The following is a 24,015-nucleotide window of genomic DNA, read 5'->3' on the forward strand; positions in this document are numbered from 1 at the left end:
ACCGCCCCCTGTTCACCGCCCTGGTGCGCGCCCTGCCCGCCGGGCTGCTGCTGCTCGCCCTCGCCCGGGTGCTGCCGCGCGGTGCCTGGTGGTGGAAGGCGGCGGTGCTCGGCGCGCTGAACATCGGCGCCTTCTTCCCACTGCTGTTCCTCTCCGCCTACCGGCTGCCCGGCGGTCTGGCGGCGGTCGTCGGCTCGGCCGGGCCGCTGTTCGTGGCCGGCCTCTCCGTACTGCTGCTCGGGCAGCGGCCGTCGGCGCGCACGCTGGTGACCGGGGCCGTGGCCGCGTTCGGCGTCAGCCTCGTCGTGCTGAAGGCGGCCGGGTCCCTGGACACGCTCGGTGTGCTGGCGGCCGTCGCCTCCACGGCGTCGATGTCGACCGGCACCGTGCTCACCCAGCGCTGGGGCCGCCCCGAGGGCGTCGGACCGCTGGCCCTCACCGGCTGGCAGCTGACCGCGGGAGGCCTGCTGATCGCACCGCTCGCCTTCCTGGTGGAAGGTGCGCCCCCGGCACTCGACGGCCCGGCGGTCGGCGGCTACCTCTACCTCGCCGTCGCGAACACGGCCCTCGCGTACTGGCTGTGGTTCCGTGGCATCGGCCGCATGACCGCCACCCAGGTCACCTTCCTCGGCCCGCTCTCCCCCCTGACCGCGGCCGTCGTCGGCTGGGCGGCACTCGGGCAGACGCTGACGCCGGTGCAACTGGCCGGCATGGGCCTGGCGTTCGGCGCGACGGTGGCGGGGCAGTTCGTCACCCGGCCGTCGCGAACCCCCGGCCCGGCGGGGAGGAACGCCGCGGCGGTGTCGATCGGCTCGTCCGCCCGGCGGTAGGCCCGGGCGAGTGGGGCCGGCCGGGACCGGTCTCGGGTGGGTCGAGGGCAGACGAAGGGGCGCCCGGCACGAGCCGGGCGCCCCAACCGCTCGTGTGGCGGTTACTCCCCGGCCGCCGCGTCCGCCCGCTGCGCCCGCAGGGCGCGCTCCACGCCCGCGCGGGACTCCGAGACCAGCCGGCGCAGGGCCGCGTTCGGCTCGGCCGAGGCCAGCCAGGCGTCCGTCTTGTCCAGGGTCTCCTGGGAGACCTGGACCGTCGGGTAGAGGCCGACGGCGATCTGCTGGGCCATCTCGTGGGAACGGGACTCCCAGATGTCCTTGACCACCTCGAAGTACCGGTCCGCGTACGGGGCGAGCACCTCGCGCTGGTCGGTCTGGACGAAGCCCCCGATGACCGCCTCCTGCACGGCGTTCGGCAGTTTGTCGGAGTCGACGACCGACGCCCACGCCTCCGCCTTGGCCTCCTCCGTCGGACGGGCCGCCCGGGCCGTGGCCGCGTGGCGCTCACCGGCGGCCGTGCGGTCACGGTCGTACTCGCCCGCGATCTCCGCCTCGTCGAACCGGCCGACCGCCGCGAGCCGCTGCACGAACGACCACCGCAGCTCCGTGTCGACGACCAGGCCCTCGATGGTCTGCGAGCCGTCCAGCAGCGCGTCCAGCACATCCAGCTGCTCGGGCGTGCGGGCCGTCGCCGCGAACGCGCGCGCCCACGCCAGCTGGTGGTCACTGCCCGGCGCCGCCGCCCGCAGGTGCGCCAGCGTCGCGTCGGTCCAGCGGGCCAGCAGCGCCTCGCGGGCGGCCGGGTCGGCGTACAGGTCGATCGCCAGCTTCACCTGGCGCTGCAGCGACTGCACGACACCGATGTCCGACTCCTTGCCGATGCCGGACAGCACCAGGGACAGGTAGTCGCGGGCCGCGAGCTGGGCGTCGCGGGTCATGTCCCAGGCCGACGCCCAGCACAGGGCGCGCGGCAGGGAGGACTCGAAGTCGCCCAGGTGCTCCGTGACGAAGGCCAGGGACTGCTCGTCCAGACGGACCTTCGCGTACGACAGGTCGTCGTCGTTGAGCAGGATCACGGCCGGGCGACGCCTGCCCACCAGCTGCGGGACGGCCGTCAGCTCGCCGTCCACGTCCAGCTCGATGCGCTCGTCGCGGACCAGCTTGCCGCTGTCGTCGTCCAGCTCGTACAGGCCGACGGCGATCCGGTGCGGGCGCAGAGTCGGCTCGCCCTTGGCGCCGGCGGGCAGGGCCGGGGCCTCCTGGCGGATCGAGAAGGAGGTGACGACACCGTTCCCGTCCGTCTCGATCTCGGGACGCAGGACGTTGATGCCCGCCGTCTCCAGCCACGCCTTCGACCAGGCCTTCAGATCACGGCCGGACGTCGTCTCCAGGGCGCCCAGCAGATCGGACAGGCGCGTGTTGCCGTACGCGTGCGCCTTGAAGTACGCCTGCACACCGCTGAAGAACTCGTCCTCGCCGACGTACGCGACGAGCTGCTTCAGCACGGAAGCGCCCTTCGCGTACGTGATGCCGTCGAAGTTGACGAGCACGTCGTCCAGGTCGTTGATCTCGGCCATGATCGGGTGCGTCGACGGCAGCTGGTCCTGCCGGTACGCCCACGTCTTCATGGAATTGGCGAACGTGGTCCAGGAGTGCGGCCAGCGCGACTCGGGGTGCGCCGCCTGGCAGGCGATGGAGGTGTACGTGGCGAACGACTCGTTCAGCCACAGGTCGTTCCACCACTCCATCGTCACGAGGTCGCCGAACCACATGTGGGCCAGCTCGTGCAGGATGGTCTCCGCGCGCACCTCGTACGCCGCGTCCGTCACCTTCGACCGGAACACGTACTGGTCACGGATGGTCACCGCGCCCGCGTTCTCCATCGCGCCCGCGTTGAACTCCGGCACGAACAACTGGTCGTACTTCTTGAACGGGTACGCGTAGTCGAACTTCTCCTGGAACCACTCGAAGCCCTGCCGGGTCACCTCGAAGATCGCGTCCGAGTCGAGGTACTCGGCGAGCGAGGGACGGCAGTAGATGCCGAGCGGGACCGACCGGCCGTCCCGCTCGTACACGCTGTGCACCGAGTGGTACGGGCCGACGATCAGCGCCGTGATGTACGTCGAGATGCGCGGCGTCGGCTCGAACTCCCAGACGTTGTCCTGCGGTTCGGGCGTCGGCGAGTTGGAGATGACCGTCCAGCCCTCGGGCGCCTTCACGGTGAACTGGAAGGTCGCCTTGAGGTCCGGCTGCTCGAAGCTCGCGAACACCCGGCGGGCGTCCGGCACCTCGAACTGTGTGTAGAGATAAGCCTGGTCGTCGACCGGGTCGACGAACCGGTGCAGCCCCTCACCGGTGTTGGTGTACGCGCAGTCGGCGACGACCCGGAGGATGTTGCGCCCGTGAAGCAGGCCGGGCAGGGCGATCCGGGAGTCCGCGAAGACCTCGGCCGGGTCGAGGGAATCCCCGTTCAGGGTCACCTCGTGCACGGCCGGCGCCACCAGGTCGATGAACGACTCCGCGCCGTTCTCCGCCGTCACGTCGAAGCGCACCGTGGTCACCGACCGGTAGGTGCCGCCCTCCTGCGCGCCGGAGAGATCGAGCTCGATCCCGTACGACTCAACGGCGAGCAGCTGCGCCCGCTGCTGCGCCTCTTCGCGGGTCAGGTTTGTGCCAGGCACGCGGTCATCTCCTCGTTATGGGTGGGTTGCGCCATCTTTCCACGGCGGATCGCCGTCAGGCGACGCCCCGGGCGTCTCCTAGGGATACCCCTCGGCGGGTGTGTCCCGGGGCCATGGGACGGCGCGGCAGGGGCCCCGCGCACCCGGCGACGACCTGAGGAATCAGCCCCTTTTTGCGGGGGTGCTCACCTCCGGACCGGGCACGGCGGACGGAACGCGACGTCCGGATCCCGCCGGTGCCACGGCCGCGCGCGAACGAACCTGATGAGCATGACGACGACCATGTACACCGCACGCCCCATCGCTCCGCGCGCCCTGGAGGAACTGCGCACGACGGACGACGCGGGTCACCCCACGGTCCCGTTCACCGACGCCGAGGGCGGCGCCCCGCTCCGCTGCTGCCTGCGCCGCGGCGGGCCCGGGGAACGGATCGCCCTGGTCTCCTACGCCCCCCTGCGCCGCTGGGCCGCGGAGACGGACGCGACACCGGGCGCCTATGACGAGGTGGGCCCTGTCTTCATCCACGCGGAGCCGTGCGAGGGCCCGGCGGGAGCCGGCCTCCCCTTCACCAACGCCCACCGCACGGTCCGCCGCTACTGCGCGCAAGGCCACATCCTGGGCGGGCGGCTGGTCGAGGAACCGGACGCCTTCGGGAAGGCCCTCATCGAAGCGTTCGACGACCCGGCCGTGGCGCTGGTCCACGTCCGGGCCGTCGAGTACGGCTGCTTCCTCTACGAGGTGCGCCGGGACTACGAGGGAGGCCGGGGCTAGCCCTTCAGCTCCGCCGCCACCAGCTCCGCGATCTGCACGGCGTTCAGCGCCGCGCCCTTGCGGAGGTTGTCGTTGGAGACGAACAGGGCCAGGCCGTTGTCCACCGTCTCGTCACGGCGGATGCGCCCGACGTAGGACGCGTCCTTGCCGGCGGCCTGGAGGGGCGTGGGGATGTCGGAGAGCTCGACACCGGGGGCGTCCTTCAGGAGCTCCGTCGCGCGCTCCGGGGAGATCGGGCGGGCGAAGCGGGCGTTGATCTGGAGGGAGTGGCCGGAGAAGACCGGGACGCGCACGCAGGTGCCCGAGACCTTCAGCCCGGAGATCTCCAGGATCTTGCGGGACTCGTTGCGGAGCTTCTGCTCCTCGTCGGTCTCGTTCAGGCCGTCGTCGACGATGTTGCCCGCGAGCGGCAGCACGTTGAAGGCGATGGGGCGCTTGTAGACGCCCGGCTCGGGGAAGTCGACCGCCTCACCGTCGTGGGTGAGCTTCTCGGCCTCGGCGACGACCTTCTGCGTCTGGCCGTGCAGCTCGGCCACGCCCGCGAGGCCGGAACCGGAGACCGCCTGGTACGTGGCGACGACCAGGGCCTCAAGGCCCGCCTCGTCGTGCAGCGGGCGCAGCACCGGCATCGCGGCCATGGTCGTGCAGTTCGGGTTGGCGATGATGCCCTTGGGGCGGTCCTTGATCGCGTGCGGGTTGACCTCGGAGACGACCAGGGGAACCTCCGGGTGCTTGCGCCACGCGGAGGAGTTGTCGATCACCACCGGGCCCTGGGAGGCGACCTTCTCGGCCAGCGCCTTGGACGTGGCACCGCCCGCGGAGAACAGCACGATGTCCAGGCCGGTGTAGTCCGCGGTCGCCGCGTCCTCCACCGTCACGCCGTCCAGCTCAGAGCCCGCCGAACGGGCCGAGGCGAACAGACGCAGCTCCGTGACCGGGAAGTTCCGTTCCTTGAGGATCCTGCGCATGACCGTGCCCACCTGTCCGGTGGCTCCGACGATTCCGACCCTCACGGTGACTCCCTCTCCTGCGTCTCTTCACGTACTCGTTGCTTGGCCGAGGCTTTTCCATCATGCGGCCGACCACGGCCCGCCTGTCCACTTCTTTCCCTGGTCTGCCCGGAGAGTGGGACGGCGTGTCCCGCCCCATGGTTGCGGACCTGCGGTGTCGACCCCGCTGAGCTGGAGGAATTCGTCCGGCAGGGGTCGTGCGCCGCAAGCTCACCTGCCCATGCCGGTCCCGGCCACACGGAAGTGTGATGTATGCCTCTGCCGCCCGGTCGGCACTTTCCGGGGAAACGGCCGAACGTTCCGGGCCGTGCCGGCGTCGTAGGGGAAACACGGCGAGGGGGGTGGCTTGTGCTGCTGCGCGGTAGGGCCCGGCGCGCCAGGGAGGCGCACGCCGCGACCGGCGACGATCCGCGAGGTGCGGCTGATCCGCGGGGCGTGGCTGATCCGCTGAGCGGGGCCAAGGCGTCGAGCGGGGCCGGTCCCGGTCCGTCGACCGCGGCTGATCCGCCGACCGTGGCCGGTCCGATGAGCGAGGCCGATCCGCTGGACGCGGCGCAGGAGCGCCGGGTGCGGGCGGTGCTCGCGCTCGGCGGCGTGCCGCAGGCGGACCTGCCGGACGGGGTGCAGCAGGTCCGCCTGCGGCTGCTGGAGCGGGCCGCGAGCGGCCGGGAGGCGCCGCGGGACGTCTCGGCGTGGGCGGCGGTCGTCGCCTCCAACCTGGCCATGGACTGGCACCGGGCCAAGCGCCGCCAGGAACGGCTGGGGGAGCGGCTGGCCGCCCTGCGCCAGCCGGCGCATCCCTCCGGCGAGGAGAGCAGCGTGCTGTCCGTCGCCGTCGCCCAGGGCCTGGACGAGCTGCCCGACGCCCAGCGGCAGGTCGTCGTCCTGCGCTTCTACGCCGACCTGCCGGTCCGGTCCATCGCCGAGCAGCTCGGCGTCCCGGAGGGCACGGTCAAGAGCCGGCTGCACACGGCGGTACGGGCCCTTCGCGCCCGCCTGCACGAGGACGAGGTGGTGTGACGTGACCGCCGAGCACGACAAGGACGGGCACAGCGAGGCCGCGCTGATGGCGGTGATCACCGGCGAGACGCCACCGGACGATGCCCTCGCGGACGACGCCTTCATGACCGAGTACCGGTCCGCGACCGCCGATATGGCGTTGCTGCGCGAGCAGCTGGGCCTCATCGGGCAGGCACTCGCCGGGCCCGAACCGGTTTCCGAACCGGTCCCTGACCAGGACCCCGAGCCCGGACCGGGGGCAGGGGGCGGCGCCTCCGTGACCCCGCTGTCCGCGCGCCGCGGCCGTCGCAAGCCCCTGGACGTGGCCCTGAAAAGCCTCGTCGCCGCCGTAGGCGCGAGTGTCGTGATCGGCATGGGCTGGCTTGTCGTCCAGAGCGGCGGCATGAGCGCCAAGGGCGACCAGGGCGCGTCGTCCGCAGCCGACGGTTCCGCCGGGCGGGAGCACGCCGGCGGGGACGCCAAGCTCGGCAACGCCGGGTATCTTGCCTGCGCCCGGATCGTCGTCGAGGGGACCGTCGCAAAGGTCGAGACCGTTCCCGGTGCCGGCCAGGACCGGATCACCCTGGACGTGACGCGCTACTACAAGCCCGACGAGGGCCGGGCGCGGATCACCTTCCCCCTGGAGACCGGCGCCGAGCCCTCGCTCCGGGCCGGTGACCACATGCTCGTCGGCGTCTCCGGCGACCAGGCCCATCCGGACGCGTGGGCGACGGGGGAGCAGGAGATCGCCCGCGAACGGGCGTGGATCACCGACGCGCTGCCCGCCTCGCGCACCCTCCCGTGCCCGTAGAAATGCGCCGGTAGAAACGTGCCCGTGGAAACGTGCCCGCAGGAACGGCAAGGGGCGGGCGCCCCAACGGACGCCCGCCCCCAGCGCCGCGATATGACTACGGCAGAACCTTCTCGATCTTCACGCTGCCCAGGCCCGCGACCGTGCCGCGCGCGTTGACCAGCTGGACCTGGCCGAAGAACTCACGCCCCTCGGGAGCGGCCGCCGCGGCGGTGACGCTGCCCGAGACCGTCGCGGAGTCGCCCGTGCCGAGCTTCACCGGTGCCGACCCCTCGACGCTGACGCTGCCGAGGGAGGGGGAGAAGAACACGTCCTGGTAGTCGTACTCCGTGGTGCCGGACGGCACCGAGTAGCCGACGACCTCGACCGAGTACTTCCCGGCGGCCGGAGAGGGGATGGAGACCGACTCCTCCGAGTCACCGTCGGCGGAGCTGCCGACCTGCGTGCCCGACGCGTCGTACACGGCGAGGTCCAGGTCAGCGGCGTTGTCCGAGACACCGCCGATGGCGACGTCCAGCGATTTGGCGCCCGCGGGCACCTCCACCGTCGTGGTCTGCGTCTCGCCCTGCTTGATCGAGGGGCGGTTCGCCTTGGCGGAGCCCAGCGGGCCGCCCACCAGCTTGCCGTCGAGCGCGGCGAAGCCGTTGGTCACCTTCCAGGAGGCGGCGGCCGGGGCGCCCACCTTCGCCTCGGGCACGGTCACGGTCTCCGGGTCGAAGGCCGCGCCGAGGACGGCGACATCCAGCTTGTACGGGTTGTCGAGCAGCGGCGACGTACGGCGCGACTCGACCTCGATCTCCCACACGCCCGGCTGCGGGTCCGTGTACGAACGCAGGTCGGGGCGGCAGGTGTTGGCCGGGTTGGAGTAGTTCGGGTAGCAGTTGATCGTCGACGTCGGGTCGGACGGGACGCCGTACGGGTGGATGGAGATGAACCGGGTCTGGCTCTTGTCCTTCAGCCCGCTCATCGCGACCTCGAGGGTCTTCGCGCCCTCGGGGACGGTGACGAAGTAGTGGTGCGAGCTGTTGCGCTGCACCGAGCCCTTCACCGAGGTCGTGAACTTCAGCGGCGTGGAGACCACGACCGTGCTGAGGACCTGGTGGTCGATGCCCTCGGTCTTCGGGTCGTCGACCTCCAGGATCGCGCTCTTGATGCCCGCGGACTTCGGCGCGGCCTGGACCTTGACGGTCACCGGCTTGTTCAGCGGCAGCTTCACCTCGTCGGAGCCGACGACGCGGAACGTGCCGCCCGTGTTGTTCTCGAAGTGCAGCTCGTGCCGGATCGCCTTGTCGGCGCCGGACGTACGGGTGATGGTGATCTCGTACGTCTTCTTCTGGCCGGCCTTCAGGCCGCCCTCACGGTCGTAGAGGCCCGTGCCGAAGCCCGGGGTCTTCAGGAACTGGTCGATCGCGGTGTCGACCGGCGCCTTGACCGTGTACGCGTGCGAGGTCGCGTCGTCGCGGATGGCGTCCCAGGCGTCGGGGATGTTAATGAGGCCCACGCCCTCCTCGTACGCCTGCACACCCTTGATGTGGTCGGCGGTGGAGGTGAGGGCCGTGCGCAGGGTCGCCGGCGTGAGGTCGATCTTCTTCTGCTTGGCGGCCGAGATCAGCAGCGCCGAGGCACCGGCGGCCTGCGGGGAGGCCATCGAGGTGCCCTGGAGCATGCCGTAGCCGGCCGGCAGGGAGTAGCCCGCCTCGGCGACCGGCTGGCCCGGCATCCAGGTCTGGATGGTGTTGATCGCCGCGCCCGGGGCGACCAGGGTCGGCGTGAAGCCGCCGTCCTCACGCGGGCCGCGCGAGGAGAACGGCATCATCGCGTACTTCTTCTTCACGACCGAGCCGTAGTTGGCGGCCCAGGTGTCCTTGGAGACGGACGCGCCGACCGAGATGACCTTCTCGGCCAGGGACGGGTCGCCGATGGTGTTGGCGCCGGGGCCGGAGTTGCCCGCGGAGATCACCAGCTGGACGCCGTAGGTGTCGATGAGCCGCGTGTACAGCTCGGCGCGCGCGTTGTTGCCGTCGTTCAGCGCCGGCAGGCCGCCGATGGACATGTTGACGATGTCGACACCGCGCTTGGTGACGAGGTCGATCATGCCCTCGGTGAGCGCCACGTTGGTGCAGCCGCCGGACCAGGTGCAGGCTCGCGAGGAGACCAGCTTGGCGCCCGGGGCGGCACCGTCCATCTTCCCGCCGAACAGGCCGTTGGCGGCGGTGATGCCGGCGACGTGCGTGCCGTGCTCGGACTCGATGACGCCGATGTTGACGAAGTCGGACTTCTTGCCGACCCAGGTGCCGCCCAGCGGGTCCATCGGGACGTCCTTGCGGATCTCCACGACGAACGGCTGCCGCTCGGCGACGTCGGTGGCCGGGTTGTCGGTGCCGAAGTACCCGACCTGGTGGCCGTCCTTGTACGGCTTCATCGGTGCGTCGTCGGCGAAGTCGTTGTTGTTGTTCAGGTCGACCCGGACCGTGCCGGCCGCCGCGTCGTAGAGCACGCCCCAGACGTCGGTGGTGTCGCCGTCCCGGTTGGCGTCGCCCGCCGCGTCACCGCCGGTGGTGTACGACTCCTTGAAGAGGCTGACGCTGTAGGAGCCCGCCGGTGCCTTCCACGACTGGCCCTGGTAGCTGAAGGCCGGGCCGGACACGGCCGAGACCATCGGGCGCCAGGTGTTGTCGTTGTCGATGATCGGGTCGGTCGCCGTCACCCAGTCGACGATCTTCCGCTCACCGGTCGTCGTCTTCTGCAGCGCCGGGTGGCCGAGGTCCACGCCGGAGTCCAGGATGCCGATGGTGACGCCGCGGCCGTCCGCCTTCGGGTGGTCCTCGACGAAGTCGACCGCTCCCGTCTCGAAGGACGGGTTGTACGGGTTCTCCGCCGGGGTCTTCTTCCCCGGCGCCGGGTACGTGCCCTTCGCCTTGGCGCCCTTGGCGGTGTCCGCGCTCGGCGTCGGGTCGTCCAGCGGGATCTCCTCGCGCAGGTCGATGCCGTGCACGGAGGACAGCTTGGCGGCGGCGGCGATCGCCGAGTCGGCCTTGGCCGTCGGGACGGTGGCCCGGACGTAACCGAGCTTGTCGTCGGCCCGGCCGACCGAGCCGCCCTTGACCGCGTCCAGCTGCCCGGCGACCTGCTCGGTCTTCCCGGGCGCGGTGGCGATCATCATCGTGACGGTCTTGTCGCCGTCGGCCTTGGCCTCCGCGAGCAGGTCCGCGTCGGTCGAACCGAGCTTGGCGTGCGCGGACTTGACGCTCGGCTCGACCGGCGCGTCCGCGCCCGGGCCGTCGGCGGAGAAGGCCATCGGGATCGGCCCGGCCGCGGAGAGCGCGGCGACGAGACCGGCGGCCACGGCGATGCGTGCCACACGTCTCGGACCCGATATCTGATCGCGCGGGGTGGGAGGGGTCATCGGCATCCCTTGTAGGTAAAGGAACGAGCGGGAAGCGACCAGGGCCGATCGGTCCTGGTCGCAGACGGTCCGAACGGCAAGCCCGGACGATCGCACAGCTTTACGCAAGGGGGAGTTCTTTGGGGAGGATTGACGAAACCAAGTGGAGATATGGGGAAAACCCGCGATGCGATTTGTGAACATCAGTCCTGAAGGTGACGAAGAAATCGGTTAACGTCCCCAAGTGCGACAGAAGTTGAGGGTGGCGGCCTACGCCATATGCGTCCGGGACGGACAGATCCTGCTCGCCCGCTCGACCGCCCAGGACGGCACGCCCGAGTGGGTCGTGCCGGGCGGCGGCATGGAGCACGGCGAGGACCCCTACGACACCGTGCGACGGGAGGTGGAGGAGGAGACCGGGTACCGCATCGAGGTGACCGGACTGCTCGGCGTGAACTCCTCCACCCGCGTCTTCCGCGACGGCCTCGGACGCGCCGTCGAAAACCACGGCGTCCGGTTCGTCTACGAGTGCCGGATCATCGGCGGCGAGCTCCGCAACGAGGTGAACGGTTCCACCGACCTCGCGGCCTGGCAGGACCTGGCCGCGGTCCCCGCTCTCGTCCGGGTGCCGATGGTCGACATCGCCCTGCGGATGTGGCGCGAACGCCCGGTCACCGGACGGCTGGCCGACGTCCCCGAGTAGGTGTCCTGCCCCGAACGCCCGGTCACCGGACGGCCGGCCGACGCCCCCGAGTAGGCGCACTACCCCGGAAGATGAACGCCGTGTGACCGGCTCCGGGCCGTATCCGGAGCAGGCGACGACGCGCAGGGTAGTCCAAGATCCACGTACGGTGATCGGCGCTGCGCGTTGCCGCCTCGTTCACGCGCAGGTCATTCCCGGTGCCAACGATCGAGTAGAAGCGGGGTGTTCACGCCGTGAACGCCCCGCGACCACTGCCGACGCGTTCGCACTCGGGGAGAGAAGCGCATGTCGCGCACACGCTCAGTCACCGGCTCCGGCCGGGGCATCCACCGTCGTTCCGTCCTCGCCGCCACCGGCGCGGTCGCCCTGGCCGGGGGCGTCGGCTACGCCCTGCGGCCCAGCGACAGCCAGGCCGCCACGGGCACTCAGCAGGCCACCGAGGGCGTCGCCGCCTCCTCGCGGCAGGCACCGGCCGCACCACTCGCCCCCTACACCAAGGGCACCACCGTGGCGTCCGTGGCCGCCCCGCGCGGCAGCTCCGGCTACCGCCGTCTGAACGACGGGCCCGGGTGGCAGCGGGTCGTCCGCTCCGACCTGGCCGCGCCCAAGCCCGGCCGGGCCGGCCGCCGCACCCCGCTCGCCGCGTTCGTACAGCTCACCGACCTGCACATCATCGACGCCCAGCACCCGCTGCGTCTGGAGTACCTGCGCTCGGCCGACATCCACGCCTGGCGGCCGCACGAGGCGCTGACCGTGCAGGGCGCCATCGCCCTGGTGGAGCGGATCAACGCGCTGCGCGGTGCCCCCGTCACCGGCTCCCCGCTTCACTTCGCCATGACCACCGGCGACAACACGGACAACAACGCCAAGTCCGAGCTGGACTGGTTCTTGAAGATCATGAGCGGCGGGCGCATCACGCCCAACAGCGGGGACCCGCGCCGGTACGAGGGTGTCCAGAACAGCGGCCTCAAGCAGTACTGGCAGCCGGACGCCCCGGTCCGCGACAGCGACAAGCAGGCGGGCTTCCCCCACCTCGACGGCTTCCTGAAGGCCGCGATCCGCGAGGTGCGCAGCCCCGGCCTCAACCTGCCCTGGTACTCGACGGTCGGCAACCACGACTCGCTGCCGATGGGCTGCTACGCCTCGCACGGCGACTCGTACCTCACCGAACTCGCCGTCGGCGGCAGGAAGCTGATGGACGTCTCCGCGGCCGAGGCGCAACGGCTCCAGGCGCAGATCAAGAAGGCCCGCGACCCCGAGGGTGTCCGCTACCACGACTTCCTCACGTCCCACGCCCGCGGCATGCGGTCGGTCACTCCTGACGAGAGGCGCGCGCCCTTCACTCCGGCCGAGTACCTCCGGGCACACCTGGACCCGGCCCACCGCGGCGTCGGCCCGGCCGGCCACGGCTACTCCTCCGCGAACCTGGACGCGGGCACCCAGTACTACGCCTTCCGCATCTCCGACGACGTCATCGGCATCAGCCTGGACACCACCGACTCCGGCGGCCACTACGAGGGGTCCATCGGCACGGCCCAGCTGAAGTGGCTCGACAAGACGCTGCGGGACAACAAGGACTCCTACGCGGTGATCTTCAGCCACCACACCAGCAAGACGATGACGAACCTGCGCAGCGACCCGGCCCGCCCCGCCGAGCGCCGTCACGACGGCCAGGAGGTCCTCGCCCTGCTCGGCGGCCACCCCAGGGTGCTCGCGTGGGTGAACGGGCACATCCACAAGAACGTCATCACCCCGCACGCCCTGGCGAGCGGCGGCTCCTTCTGGGAGATCTCCACGGCCTCCCACGTCGACTTCCCGCAGCTGGCCCGGGTCATCGAGCTGACCGACAACAAGGACGGCACGATCTCCCTCTTCACCACCCTCGTCGAGTCCTCCGCCCCGCACCGCACGGACTTCTCCGACCTCTCCCAGACCGGCCTCGCGGCCCTCTACCGCGAACTGTCCCTCAACGCGCCCGGCGCACGCACCACCCTCGGCGGCGCCCCGGAGGACCGCAACACCGAGCTGGTGCTCAAGAAGGGCTGAATCCCGCTCAACCGGCCCGGACACGGTCAACCCGGGCCGGGCGGCCCCGGTCCCTCCCCCCGACACGGTTCGAAGTGGCAGGGGGAAACGGGGACATGAAGAGACACGCACGTACGACCCTGACGGCGGCGACCGCGGTGGCACTGACGGCGGCCCTGGCGGCCCCGGCACTGGCAGCGGTCCCCGGTAAGGCTCACGGCGGCCATGACGCGACCCGGCAGGCGGTACGGGCCGCGGTCGCCGACGGCGTCCCGGGCGTGACCGTGACGGTGCGGCGGGGGCACGGCACCTGGGCGGCCACGGCCGGCGTGGGCGACCCCGCGACGGGCAAGCCCCGTTCGACGGGGGACCACTACCGCGTCGCCAGCATCACGAAGACGTTCGTCGCGACCGTCGTCCTGCAACTGGAGGCGGAGGGGAAGCTCTCGCTCGACGACACGGTGGAGGAATGGCTGCCGGGCGTGGTCCGGGGCAACGGCCACGACGGGCGGCGGATCACCCTGCGCCGGCTCCTGAACCACACCAGCGGCATCTTCGACTACCTGCGCGACCCCGGTTTCCAGCAGAAGTACATGACCGCGGACGGCTTCATGCAGCACCGCTTCGACCAGGCCGACCCCGAGGACCTGCTCGCCATCGCGATGGCGAACGAGCCGTCCTCCGATCCGGGCGGGTCGTTCACGTACTCCAACACCAACTACGTCCTGGCCGCGCTGGTGATCGAGAAGGCCACGGGCAACGGTTACGGCGAGGAGATCGACCGCCGGATCATCGACCCTCTGCACCTGACCTCCACGTCGGTCCCCACCACCCGCGTCACCCTGCCCCGGCCCAGCAGCCGCGCCCACTCCAAGCTGGCCAGGACGGACACGGGCCCGACGTACGACGTCACGGAACTGAACCCGCGCCTGGCCTACGGCTCCGGCCAGATGGTCTCCAGCTCGGCCGACCTGACCCGTTTCTACTCGGCCCTGCTGCGCGGCAGGCTGCTCCCACCGCGGCAGCTGAAGAAGATGAAGACCACGGTCCCCTCCAGTCGCGCAACCAGCCGTTACGGTCTGGGGCTCGTCGACCGCAAGCTCAGCTGCGGTGTCCACGTCTGGGGCCACGACGGCGGCATCACCGGCTCCAACTCGGACGCCGTGACGACCGGGGACGGCCGCCACTCCTTGGCGGTCAACTTCAACGGGGACTGGTCGGGCAGCACGGAAGCGGTCGTCGAGGCGGAGTTCTGCGGCCCGTAGCGCCCCACGGTGCGAGGAGGGGCCGCCCGGCGCGCCCGGCGGCCCCTTCTCTCCCCTCCTGGTCCTGCCCCGGTCCGTCACTACCGGGGCAGCACGGCGACATACGCCGCCGGTTCGCGGTCGGCCGAGGCCATCAGGGCCGTGCGGAGCACCGTCGCCTGCTGCTCCGGGGAATCGCGGAGCTTGCGCGGCGTGATGTGGACGACCGTGATGCCGAGCCGCTCCAGGTGCTCGCGCTTGCGGGCGTACTCGGACCACAGGGCGTCGTCGTCCTGCCGGGGCGCCCGGGTGTCGAGCTCCACCGCCACCGCCTGGTCGGGCCAGTACGCGTCGAGGCCGCCGAGGTAGGGGCCGCCGGGGAGGCGCAGGTCGACGTTCCAGACCGGCTCGGGCAGGTCGTACTCGCGGATCATCCGGTACAGGCGGTCCTCCGCGCGTGCCCGGCCCTCGGCGAGCAGGGAGTCCACCGCGTCCACGACGTGCGGGCGGCTCAGCAGCCGGGCCTGGTTCAGCTCACGGACCACCGCCGCCGGGTCGCAGTGGCCGCCGCGGACCGCCTCCGTGAGCAGCCGGCGGACGGTGCCGGCGTCCGCGAGTTCGGCCACCGCGTCGGCCAGCGCGCGGGCGACCGGCGCCACCGGAACCCCCGTGACCTGCTCGGGGTCGGGCATGGCGGGCGTGCGGACGATGCGCGCGCAGCCCGTGGAGCGCAGCCTCCGCAGCCGCGGGACCAGGACGTCGATGGTGTCCAGGGACGGCAGCGGGGGAGTGGAGGAGAAGCCGTGCAAGGTCAGCGCGGCCAGACCGGTGATCAGCGCCTCGGGGTAGGCGGGGGCGTGCGGCCGGCTCCCGCCCGGCTGGGCGGGGACCCCGGTGCCGCGCTCCCGCGCCGCGTACATCAGCACCGTGTGCAGCCGTTCCTCGCTGGTCGGCGGGCCCGGGTGGAGCAGGACGACGCCCGGGAGGAGCTGCTGCCAGGGGCCGCCCGCGCGGCACTGCTCGTTCGTCTCGGCCGTGGAGACGCCTTGCGAGCGGAGCCGGGCCGTGGTCGTCACACGGAGGCGGCCACCGCCGGACAGGTAGTGCAGCGGGCGGGGGGAGAGCGGGGTGTTGTGGGTCATGCCCGCAATGTGCCGCGCTCCGGCCTTCTTTGAACCGCTGTTACACGTCCGTCGACACATGCGGACAATCCAGCCCTAAAGGACGGGTGTTCGGATGCCGAAAACCCCTGGTCCGTTCGGGTGCGGGCCAGGGGTTGCGGCTCACGGGGCGATCGTCTCGTAACGAGGGCGGAACGCCCGAATCTCAGGCCAAAGCTACTGGTCAGCGGCCTCGTCGCACGCCTGTCCACGCAACGCGCGTGCCAGGTCGTCACGGGACTCCAGCACCAGTCGGCGCAGCGCCGGGGCCGCCTCCTCGTGGGTGTCCAGCCACGCGTCCGTGGCGTCCAGCGTCTCCTGGGACTGCTGCATGGACGGGAACAGGCCCTGCACCACGTGCATGCCGATCTGGATCGACCGCTCGGACCAGACCCGCTCGATCGCCGCGAAGTACTTCTCGGCGTACGGCGCGATCAGCTCCCGCTGCGAGCCCTGGGAGAAGCCCGCGATGGTCGCCTCGACCATGGCGTTGGACAGCGCGTCCGACTCCACGACCTGCGCCCATGCCTGTGCCTTCACCGCCTCGGACGGGCGGGCCGCCAGGCAGCGCACCTGATGCCGCTTGCCGGAGGCGGTGTCGTCCCGTGCCAGCTCCTCGGCCAGCGCCTTCTCGTCCACGGCGCCGTGCGCGGCCAGCGGCTCCAGGAAGGCCCAGCGCAGCTCCTGGTCCAGGTCGAGGCCGTCGACCGTCGCCGTGCCCGCGAGCAGGTCGCGCAGCAGCTCGAAGTCGGCTTCGGCGGTGGCCGTCCGGGCGAAGAAGCGGGCCCAGGCCAGTTGGTGCTCGCTGCCCGGACCTGCCGCGTACAGCTCGCGGCGGGCGCCCTCGGCGAGCAGCCGGGCGGCCGTCTCGCGCCGGGCGGACGCCGTGTAGTGGGTGACCGCCGACTGGGCCCAGGCGTGCAGCATCTGCACGACGCCGATCTCGGACTCGCGCCCGCCGAACCGCAGCACCAGGTCCACGAAGTCCCGCGCCGGCAGCAGGGCGTCACGCGTCATGTTCCACAGCGCCGACCAGCACAGGGCGCGCGCGAGCGGGTCGGTGACCGAGCCCAGGTGCTCGCGCAGGGTCGCCAGCGACGTCTCGTCGAAGCGGGTCTTGCAGTACGTCAGGTCGTCGTCGTTGACCAGGACCAGGTCCGGTGCCTCGGCTCCGGCCAGTTCCGCCACGACCGTCCGGGCGCCGTCGACGTCGGTCTCCACGCGCGCGTAGCGCTCCACGGCCCCGCCGTCCGTCACCCGGTACAGGCCCACCGCGACCCGGTGCGGGCGCAGCTCGGGGTGCGACTCCGCGGCCTCCTGCACCACCGCCGGCTCCTCGACGCGGCCGTCCGCGTCCAGCAGCACCTGCGGTGTCAGCGAGTTCACCCCGGCCGTCTGCAGCCAGGACCGTGACCAGGCGCTCATGTCCCGGCCGCTCGTCTCCTCCAGTACCGACAGCAGGTCACCGAGGCGCGTGTTGCCGTACGCGTGCCGCTTGAAGTAGCGCCGGGCGCCCTCCAGGAAGGCCTCCTCGCCGACGTACGCCGCGAGCTGCTTCAGCACCGACGCGCCCTTGGCGTACGTGATGCCGTCGAAGTTCAGCTTGGCGTCCTGCAGGTCGCGGATGTCCGCCGTGACCGGGTGTGTGGAGGGCAGCTGGTCGGCGCGGTAGGCCCAGGCCTTGCGGCGGTTGGCGAAGGTGATCCAGCCGTTGACGAAGCGGGTCGCGCCGACGAGGGAGAACTCGCCCATGAAGTCCGCGAAGGACTCCTTCAGCCACAGGTCGTCCCACCACTCCATGGTGACCAGGTCGCCGAACCACATGTGCGCCATCTCGTGCAGGATGACGTTGGCCCGGCCCTCGTAGGACGCCTGCGTCACCTTCCCGCGGAAGATGAACTCCTCCCGGAACGTCACCAGGCCCGGGTTCTCCATCGCGCCCAGGTTGTACTCGGGCACGAACGCCTGGTCGTACTTCCCGAACGGGTACGGGTAGTCGAAGTGGTCGTGGAAGAAGTCCAGGCCCTGCTTGGTGACGAGGAACACGTCATCGGCGTCGAAGTAGGGCGCGAGGCCCTTGCGGCACAGGGCGCCGAGCGGGATCTCCAGCGTCGTGCCGTCCGCGAAGGCGCGCGTGTAGGAATCCGTCACGTAGTGGTACGGGCCCGCCACCACACACGTGATGTACGTCGAGATCGGCTTGGTCTCGGCGAACCGCCACACCCCGTCGGCCTGCTCACCGGCCCCGTTGCTCCACACCGTCCAGCCCTCGGGCGCCCGCACCTCGAAGCGGTACGGGGCCTTCAGGTCGGGCTGCTCGAAGTTGGCGAAGACCCGGCGCGAGTCGGCCGGCTCGTACTGCGTGTACAGGTACACCTCGCCGTCCTCGGGGTCGACGAAGCGGTGCAGTCCCTCACCGGTGCGCGAGTAGGCGCACTGGGCGTCGACCACCAGCTCGTTGTCCGCGGCCAGGTCCTCCAGCGTGATCCGGGAGCCGTCGAAGACCTCGCCGGGGTCCAGATCACGGCCGTTGAGTGAGACGGCCGTCACACTCGGCGCGATCAGGTCGGCGAAGCTGCTCGCCCCGGGCTCGTTGCAGCGGAAGCGGACCGTCGTCACGGAGCGGAAGGCGCGGGGCCCGTCCCCCCGGTCCTCACCGACCGCGGACCGCAGGTCGAGGGACACCTCGTACCCGTCGACGCTCAGCAGGGCGGCCCGCTCCCGGGCCTCGTCGCGGGACAGATTCTCACCGGGCACGGGCGGCACTCCTCGGATGTCGCGGGGTACGGCTGAACAGGACCGATCCTGCCACGTGCCCCTGACACGGGGCAGCCGGGAATGGCGGGAGCGCACACCGGCGTTGCCGGAGAAACGGTTTCCTCTTGAGGAGAGACATGTCGGACAAGACCCCCGTCGATTTCTGGTTCGACCCGCTGTGCCCCTGGGCCTGGATGACCTCCCGCTGGGTGCTGGAGGTGGAGAAGGTCAGGGACATCGAGGTCCGCTGGCATGTCATGAGCCTCGCCGTGCTCAACGAGAACAAGCTGGACGAACTGCCCGAGGAATACCGCGAACTGCTGGAGACCAAGGCGTGGGGCCCCGTCCGGGTCGTCATAGCCGCGCAGCAGGAGAAGGGCCCCGAGGTCCTCGGCGACTTCTACACCGCGCTCGGCACCCGCATCCACAACCAGGGCGAGGGCCCCGGCAAGGAGACGGTCACCGCCGCCCTGAAGGACGCCGGCCTGCCCGAGTCCCTCCTGGAGCACTGGGACTCCACCCCGTACGAGCCGGAGCTGCGCGCCTCCCACCAGGAGGGCATCGACAAGGTCGGCCAGGACGTCGGCACCCCGGTCATCGCCGTGCCCGGCCCCGACGGCGAGCAGATCGCCTTCTTCGGCCCGGTCGTCACCCCGGCCCCGCAGGGCGAGGAGGCCGGCCGCCTCTGGGACGGCACCCTCGCCGTGGCCTCGGTCCCCGGCTTCTACGAGATCAAGCGCACCCGCACCAAGGGCCCGGACTTCTCCAACCTGTAGGGGTCATTCGGCGGGGACGGCCTGGATCTTGAGTTCCTCCGGGAGCAGGCCGTCCTCGCCGCGGTTGAGGTAGCGCTGGTACCACCGGCAGCCGACGGCGGTGCAGCGCCAGTAGTCGTCCACGAAGTGCCCGGCCCCCTTCATCGCCCGGACCACCGCCCGCTCGGCGGCGTTGAACATCCGGAACTCCTGCATGGTGCCGCAGGTCCGGCACGCCCGGCTCACCGTCATCAGCTCCTCCTCGCGATCACCGCCAAGTCCGGGAAGTCGGTTACGACCGCATCGACCCCCATGCGGTAGTACAGCGCGTATTCCGCGAACATGTCCCCGAAATCGTTCGCTCCGCTCCCGCGCCGGAATCGCTCCGGCAGGAACTGGTTCTCCGCGCGGAAGGTGTACGGCCCGATCCGCAGCCCCGCCGCGTGCGCGTCGGCGACGAGAGTCGTGCCCGCGACCGAGGACTTGTCCGGCCCGATCCAGTGCGCGTACTCGGCGATTCCCGCCAGTCCCGCCGGCGTCATCATGTCCCGGTAGGTCGTCGAGGGCAGGTCGTACGGCCCGCCCGTCGTCCCGAGTGCCTGCCACAGCGGCACGTTCAGGTCCGTCATGCGCCGCAGGCTCGTCGGCTCGAAGGACTGCACGACGCACTCGCGCCGCCCGAGCCTGTTGCGGCGGATCGCGGCGGCCAGCTTCGGCTCCAACGGCAGTCCGATCGAGCGGAAGTACGTGGGGTGCTTGGTCTCCGGGAAGACCACGATCGTCCGGCCGTGCTCCCGCGACAGCCGCCGCGCCAGGTCCACGACCTCCTGGAAGGTCATGACCTCCGCACGCCCGTCGAAGACGGTGTTGCGGTTGCGGACCGCCGGCAGCCGCTCCACCGCCCGCAGCGTCTTCAGCTCGGCCAGCGTGAAGTCCTCCGTGAACCATCCGGTCACGTGCCGTCCGTCGACCGTCTTCGTCGTACGGCGGTCCGCGAACTCCGGGTGGCGGGCCACGTCGGTCGTCTGGGAGATCTCGTTCTCGTGCCGGACCACCAGCACATGGTCCTTCGTCGGTACCAGGTCCGGTTCGATCCAGTCGGCGCCCGTCTGCACGGCGTACGTGTAGGAGGCGGCCGTGTGCTCCGGGCGCCAGCCGGCCGCCCCGCGGTGGCCGATGACGACCGGGCCGCCGCCCTTCGGGGGTCCGGCCGCCGCCGGGGCCGCCGCGGCGGTTGTGGCGGTCCCCGCGGCCGCCGCGAGCAGGAGGGATCTCCGTCCGAGTCGCATACGACTCCCCTTCGTCGAAGGCAGGTTCACTTCCGTGCCCGGGCCCGTGCCCCGGCCAGCCGGTCCAGGTGCTCCTCGTAACCCCTCGCGTAGAACGCGGCCCGGTCCGGGTCCGGCTCGACGACCGCCGTCGGTTTCGTCCACACCTCCGCGTCCAGCGGCACCCCGTACCGCTCGGCAGCCGCCAGGACCGCGCCCCGCGCGCCCACCTCACCCTCGACGACCCGCAGGGGCCGCCCGAGCACATCGGCCAGCAGCCGCATCCAGGCGGAACTGCGGGTGCCGCCGCCGCACACGGCCAGGCTCCCGGTGAGGCCCGCCGCCGCCAGGCAGTGCCGGGCCGCGTACCCGATGCCCTCGCAGGTGGCGCGAACCAGATCACCCCGGCTCGACTCCAGTGAGACGCCCGTGAGTTCGGCGCGCAGGCGCGGTTCGACGAAGGGTGCGCGCTCGCCGGAGGGCGCGAAGTACGGCAGCACCCGGACACCGTTCGCGCCCGGCGGCGTCCCGGCCAGCAGGCCGTCCACCTCGTCGTGCCGCACTCCCGTCGTCGACAGCACCCAGTCCAGTGCCGCCGTGCCGACCATGGCGGGCATGGCGCGCAGCCAGTGTCCGGGCCGGTCGGTGGAGATGTACAGGCCGGCCGGTTCGCCGGTCAGGTCGAGCTCGGTGGTGGCGACCAGACTGGCCAGACAGGTGCCGACGATCAGCAGACCGTCCCCGGGGGACGTCACCCCGGCGCCCAGCGCGCAGGCCGGCAGATCGTACGGGCCGTTGGCGATCCGGGTCCCGGGCGGCAGGCCCTCGCCCCGCGCCCCGGCCGTCGCGACCGGGTCGCTGACCGGGGCCAGCAGACCCCTGCGGTGCGCCAGCCCGAGCAGTTCGACGACCCGGTTGTCGTAGGTGCGGGTCCGCGGGTCCAGGAACGGCATCGACGCGTCCGACACGTCCGTCGTCGAACCGGCGCCCGTCAGCCGCTGGAACACCATGTCCTTGCAGTACACGGCGGCCTTCGCGGCATCCAGTGACTTCGGTTCGTGGCGTTCCAGCCACGCCAGCAGCGGGCCCGGGGAGCCCGGGAACATCGCGCCGCCCGTCCGCCGGAACACCGTCTCGAAGGTGCCGTCCGCCAGCCACCGGTCGACCAGTTCGTGCGCCCGCCCGTCCATCCAGGACGCGGCCGGCCGCACCGGCCGGCCCTCGCCGTCGACCAGCCACACCCCGTCGCCCTGCCCCGTGAGCCCGGCCAGCTCCACGGGCTCCGCCACGGCGGAGGTCAGCGCTTCGAGCACCGCGACGACCTCCCCGTACACCTCCTCCATGTCCTGCTCGACGACCCCGCCGTGCATGGTCAGGCCCACCGGGCGGGACTCCACCGCCAGTTGGCGGCCCACGGCGTCGAAGGCCGCCGCCTTGACCATGGACGTGCCCACGTCGATCCCCACGTACATACGGCTCTCCTCCCGGTCCTCAGGTCAGGCAGTGCGCGAGCGGCTCCCCGCGCACCCAGCGGCCCACCTCTTCGGCGGCGATCCGGGCGGCCTTCTCCGCGACGGCGCGTGACGCCCCGCCCAAGTGGGGGGTGAGGACCACGCGGTCGGCAAGACCCGGCAGCCGGGACTCCGCCGGCAGCGGCTCCCGCTCGTACGTGTCCAGCGCCGCCGCCGACACCCGGCCGCTCTCCAGCGCGTCGCACAGCGCGCCCTCGTCCAGCAGCGGTCCCCGGGCCACGTTCACCACCACCGCGCCGGACGGCAGCAGCCCCAGCTCGCGGGCGCCGATCAGCCCCCGCGTCTCGGGTGTGAGCCGGGCGTGCAGGGTGATCACCAGAGAACGGCGCAGCAGATCGTCGAGCGAGGTCACCCGCAGGCCGTGGATCTCGCCGTGCACATACGGGTCGTAGACCATCACCCGCGCCCCGAACGCGCACAGCACGCGCGCGACCCGGCTGCCGACGGCCCCGTACCCGACCAGCCCGACGGGCAGGTCCTCCAGCTCCAGTCCGCTGTGCTCGTACGTGTAGTACGTCGCCCCCTCCCAGCTGCCCCGGCCGGCGAGCGGGGCGTGGGCCTGGGGGATGCGGCGCAGGGCCGACAGCATCAGGCCGACGGTGAACTCCGCGGTGGCGGCGGCGTTGCGGCCCGGCGCGAAGCACACCCGCACGTCACGGTTCTTCGCCGCGTCCAGGTTGACGTTGACCGGCCCGCCCCGGCAGACCACGACCAGCCTCAGGTCGGGGCAGGCGGCGAGCACGCGCTCGGTGACCGGCCCCATCTGCGTGACCAGCACCTGCGCCCCGGCCAGCGCCTCGATCAGCTCGTCCTCGGCGTCACTGGCCTCCTGCACCTCGGCGACCGGCCCGAACGGCTCCAGCGGCCAGCCGAGTTCCAGTTCCTTGATCTGCGCCCGCTCCACCTCGTGCTCCACCGCCCGCGTGATCAGCGACGGCAGGACGAAGTGGTCACCGGCGGCCACGACACGCACGCTGTTTCCGTCAGTCATCGCAGGGTCTCTCCTGTCTCGGCGTCGAAGACATGGGTGTGGCGGGGGTCGGCGGCGACCCGGACCCGGTCGTCGTGGGCGAGCCGCACCTCGGGGTCGGTGAGGACGACCAAGTGCCGTTCGACGCCGTCAAGGGCGAGGGTCGCGAGGCCCGACTCCAGGAGCGGTTCATGGGCGACGACCCGGGCGGGCAGGCCGCCCTCGGCGGTGAGGCGGACGTCCTCGGGGCGGATGCCGACCACCACCTCCCGGCCCCGGTCGACCGGCACGGGCAGGCCGATCCGCACCGTGTCGGAGAGGCGGGCGCGGCCGTCGCCGCCGGAGATGCCGGGCAGCAGGGTGATCGCGGGCTCGCCGACGAAGTCCGCGACGAACACGTTGGCCGGGCTGTCGTAGATCTCGTAGGGGGTACCGAGCTGCTGGATGACGCCGTCCTTCATCACGGCGATCCGGTCGGCGAGGGAGAGGGCCTCCTCCTGGTCGTGGGTGACCAGGATCGCCGTGTGGCCCAAGTCCTGCTGGATGCGCTTGAGTTCGCGGCGGGTGGAGTCACGCTGGGCGGCGTCCAGGTGGGACAGCGGCTCGTCGAGGAGCAGCACGTCCGGTTCGCGGATCAGGGCCCGGGCCAGCGACACCCGCTGCTTCTGGCCGCTGGACAGGCCGGCCGGGCGGGCGTCGAGCAGGTCGGTCAGGCCGACCCGCTCGGCGATCTCCTTCACCTTGCGGTCGACGTCACCCCTGGATCCGCGGGCGGCCCTCTTGCGGGCCTTCAGCCCGAACGCCAGGTTCTCCGCCACCGACAGCGGCGGATACAGCGCGTAGTTCTCGAACGCGACCCCGATGTTCCGCTGCTGAGCGGGCCGTTCGACGACCGACGTCCCGCCGACCAGGATGTCCCCGCCGGTGACGGACTCAAGGCCGGCGATCATCCGTAAGGTGGTCGACTTGCCGCACCCGGACGGCCCGAGAAGCCCGAGCAACTCCCCGGACCGCAGGCTCAGGTCGATCCCCCGGACGGCGTCCACCCCGGGCCGCCCCCGCGACCGATAGGTCTTCCGCAGCTCACGTAGCTCCAGTCCCGTCATGGCCGTCC

18 protein-coding genes are annotated in these 24,015 nt (G+C 71.6%); 8 read left to right on the plus strand and 10 right to left on the minus strand.

Going from position 1 to position 24,015, the window contains the following annotated elements; all coding sequences use genetic code 11:
• Nucleotides 1-830: EamA family transporter (locus tag C1J00_RS08280; RefSeq protein WP_102908380.1), on the plus strand; the 830-nt coding region annotated here is incomplete at its 5' end.
• Between the two features lie 101 nt (nt 831-931).
• Here C1J00_RS08280 and pepN (C1J00_RS08285) read toward each other — a convergent pair.
• A complete protein-coding gene (pepN, locus tag C1J00_RS08285) occupies nt 932-3,511 on the minus strand; it encodes an aminopeptidase N (protein WP_102908381.1) in 2,580 nt (859 codons plus the stop codon).
• Nucleotides 3,512-3,781: 270 nt separating this feature from the next.
• On the opposite strand from pepN (C1J00_RS08285), the gene C1J00_RS08290 reads away from it, so the two are divergent.
• Nucleotides 3,782-4,282, plus strand: coding sequence for a DUF1203 domain-containing protein (locus C1J00_RS08290; protein WP_102908403.1), 501 nt, complete (start codon nt 3,782-3,784; stop codon nt 4,280-4,282).
• Here the strand turns inward: C1J00_RS08290 and C1J00_RS08295 are convergent.
• Nucleotides 4,279-5,295, minus strand: coding sequence for an aspartate-semialdehyde dehydrogenase (locus C1J00_RS08295; protein WP_102908382.1), 1,017 nt, complete (start codon nt 5,293-5,295; stop codon nt 4,279-4,281). The two genes, C1J00_RS08290 and C1J00_RS08295, sit on opposite strands and share 4 nt — an antisense overlap.
• 522 nt (nt 5,296-5,817) lie before the next feature.
• Here C1J00_RS08295 and C1J00_RS08305 point away from each other — a divergent pair.
• A complete protein-coding gene (locus C1J00_RS08305; protein ID WP_102908404.1) occupies nt 5,818-6,312 on the plus strand; it encodes an RNA polymerase sigma factor in 495 nt (164 codons plus the stop codon).
• A gap of 1 nt (nt 6,313) precedes the next feature.
• A complete protein-coding gene (locus tag C1J00_RS08310) occupies nt 6,314-7,102 on the plus strand; it encodes a hypothetical protein (protein ID WP_245936258.1) in 789 nt (262 codons plus the stop codon).
• 97 nt (nt 7,103-7,199) lie between these two features.
• Here C1J00_RS08310 and C1J00_RS08315 read toward each other — a convergent pair whose 3' ends face one another.
• A complete protein-coding gene (locus C1J00_RS08315; RefSeq protein WP_102908383.1) occupies nt 7,200-10,508 on the minus strand; it encodes a S8 family serine peptidase in 3,309 nt (1,102 codons plus the stop codon).
• A gap of 223 nt (nt 10,509-10,731) precedes the next feature.
• Here C1J00_RS08315 and C1J00_RS08320 point away from each other — a divergent pair, with 223 nt between their 5' ends.
• The 3 genes from C1J00_RS08320 (at nt 10,732) to C1J00_RS08330 (ending at nt 14,480) form a co-directional block, all read left to right on the plus strand.
• Nucleotides 10,732-11,190, plus strand: coding sequence for an NUDIX hydrolase (locus C1J00_RS08320; RefSeq protein WP_245936259.1), 459 nt, complete (start codon nt 10,732-10,734; stop codon nt 11,188-11,190).
• Nucleotides 11,191-11,475: 285 nt separating this feature from the next.
• The gene (locus C1J00_RS08325) at nt 11,476-13,236 is read left to right on the plus strand and encodes a TIGR03767 family metallophosphoesterase (RefSeq protein WP_102908385.1); all 1,761 of its coding nucleotides are present in this window, start codon (nt 11,476-11,478) and stop codon (nt 13,234-13,236) included.
• A gap of 95 nt (nt 13,237-13,331) precedes the next feature.
• Nucleotides 13,332-14,480 carry a serine hydrolase domain-containing protein gene (locus tag C1J00_RS08330; RefSeq protein WP_102908386.1) on the plus strand — a complete coding sequence of 383 codons (1,149 nt, stop codon included), beginning with the start codon at nt 13,332-13,334 and terminating at the stop codon, nt 14,478-14,480.
• An 80-nt stretch (nt 14,481-14,560) separates the two neighbouring features.
• On the opposite strand, the gene C1J00_RS08335 is transcribed toward C1J00_RS08330, so the two are convergent.
• On the minus strand, nt 14,561-15,601 hold the full coding sequence (locus C1J00_RS08335) for a hypothetical protein (RefSeq protein ID WP_102908387.1): 1,041 nt from the start codon (nt 15,599-15,601) through the stop codon (nt 14,561-14,563).
• 195 nt (nt 15,602-15,796) lie between these two features.
• Nucleotides 15,797-18,376: an aminopeptidase N gene (pepN, locus tag C1J00_RS08340; RefSeq protein ID WP_102908388.1), complete on the minus strand. Its 2,580-nt coding sequence runs from the start codon at nt 18,374-18,376 to the stop codon at nt 15,797-15,799.
• Nucleotides 18,377-18,513: 137 nt separating this feature from the next.
• Between pepN (C1J00_RS08340) and C1J00_RS08345 the strand changes: the two genes are divergently transcribed.
• On the plus strand, nt 18,514-19,152 hold the full coding sequence (locus C1J00_RS08345) for a mycothiol-dependent nitroreductase Rv2466c family protein (RefSeq protein ID WP_102908389.1): 639 nt from the start codon (nt 18,514-18,516) through the stop codon (nt 19,150-19,152).
• Between the two features lie 3 nt (nt 19,153-19,155).
• Here the strand turns inward: C1J00_RS08345 and C1J00_RS08350 are convergent, their stop codons facing one another.
• From C1J00_RS08350 to C1J00_RS08370, 5 genes are read right to left on the minus strand one after another with little or no spacing between them, the layout of a single operon-like run.
• A complete protein-coding gene (locus C1J00_RS08350) occupies nt 19,156-19,383 on the minus strand; it encodes a hypothetical protein (protein ID WP_102908390.1) in 228 nt (75 codons plus the stop codon).
• A complete protein-coding gene (locus C1J00_RS08355) occupies nt 19,383-20,420 on the minus strand; it encodes a glycerophosphodiester phosphodiesterase family protein (RefSeq protein WP_102908391.1) in 1,038 nt (345 codons plus the stop codon). The genes C1J00_RS08350 and C1J00_RS08355 overlap by 1 nt, the downstream gene beginning before the upstream one ends.
• Nucleotides 20,421-20,446: 26 nt before the next feature.
• Entirely contained in the window at nt 20,447-21,871 is a 1,425-nt protein-coding gene (locus tag C1J00_RS08360) for an FGGY-family carbohydrate kinase (protein WP_102908392.1), read from the minus strand.
• Nucleotides 21,872-21,890: 19 nt separating this feature from the next.
• Nucleotides 21,891-22,922, minus strand: coding sequence for a 2-hydroxyacid dehydrogenase (locus C1J00_RS08365; RefSeq protein ID WP_102908393.1), 1,032 nt, complete (start codon nt 22,920-22,922; stop codon nt 21,891-21,893).
• Nucleotides 22,919-24,007: an ABC transporter ATP-binding protein gene (locus tag C1J00_RS08370; protein WP_102908394.1), complete on the minus strand. Its 1,089-nt coding sequence runs from the start codon at nt 24,005-24,007 to the stop codon at nt 22,919-22,921. The genes C1J00_RS08365 and C1J00_RS08370 overlap by 4 nt, the downstream gene beginning before the upstream one ends.
• Between the last annotated feature and the right edge of the window lie 8 nt (nt 24,008-24,015).

The organism is Streptomyces cahuitamycinicus (assembly GCF_002891435.1).
GTDB classification, from domain to species: Bacteria; Actinomycetota; Actinomycetes; order Streptomycetales; family Streptomycetaceae; genus Streptomyces; species Streptomyces cahuitamycinicus.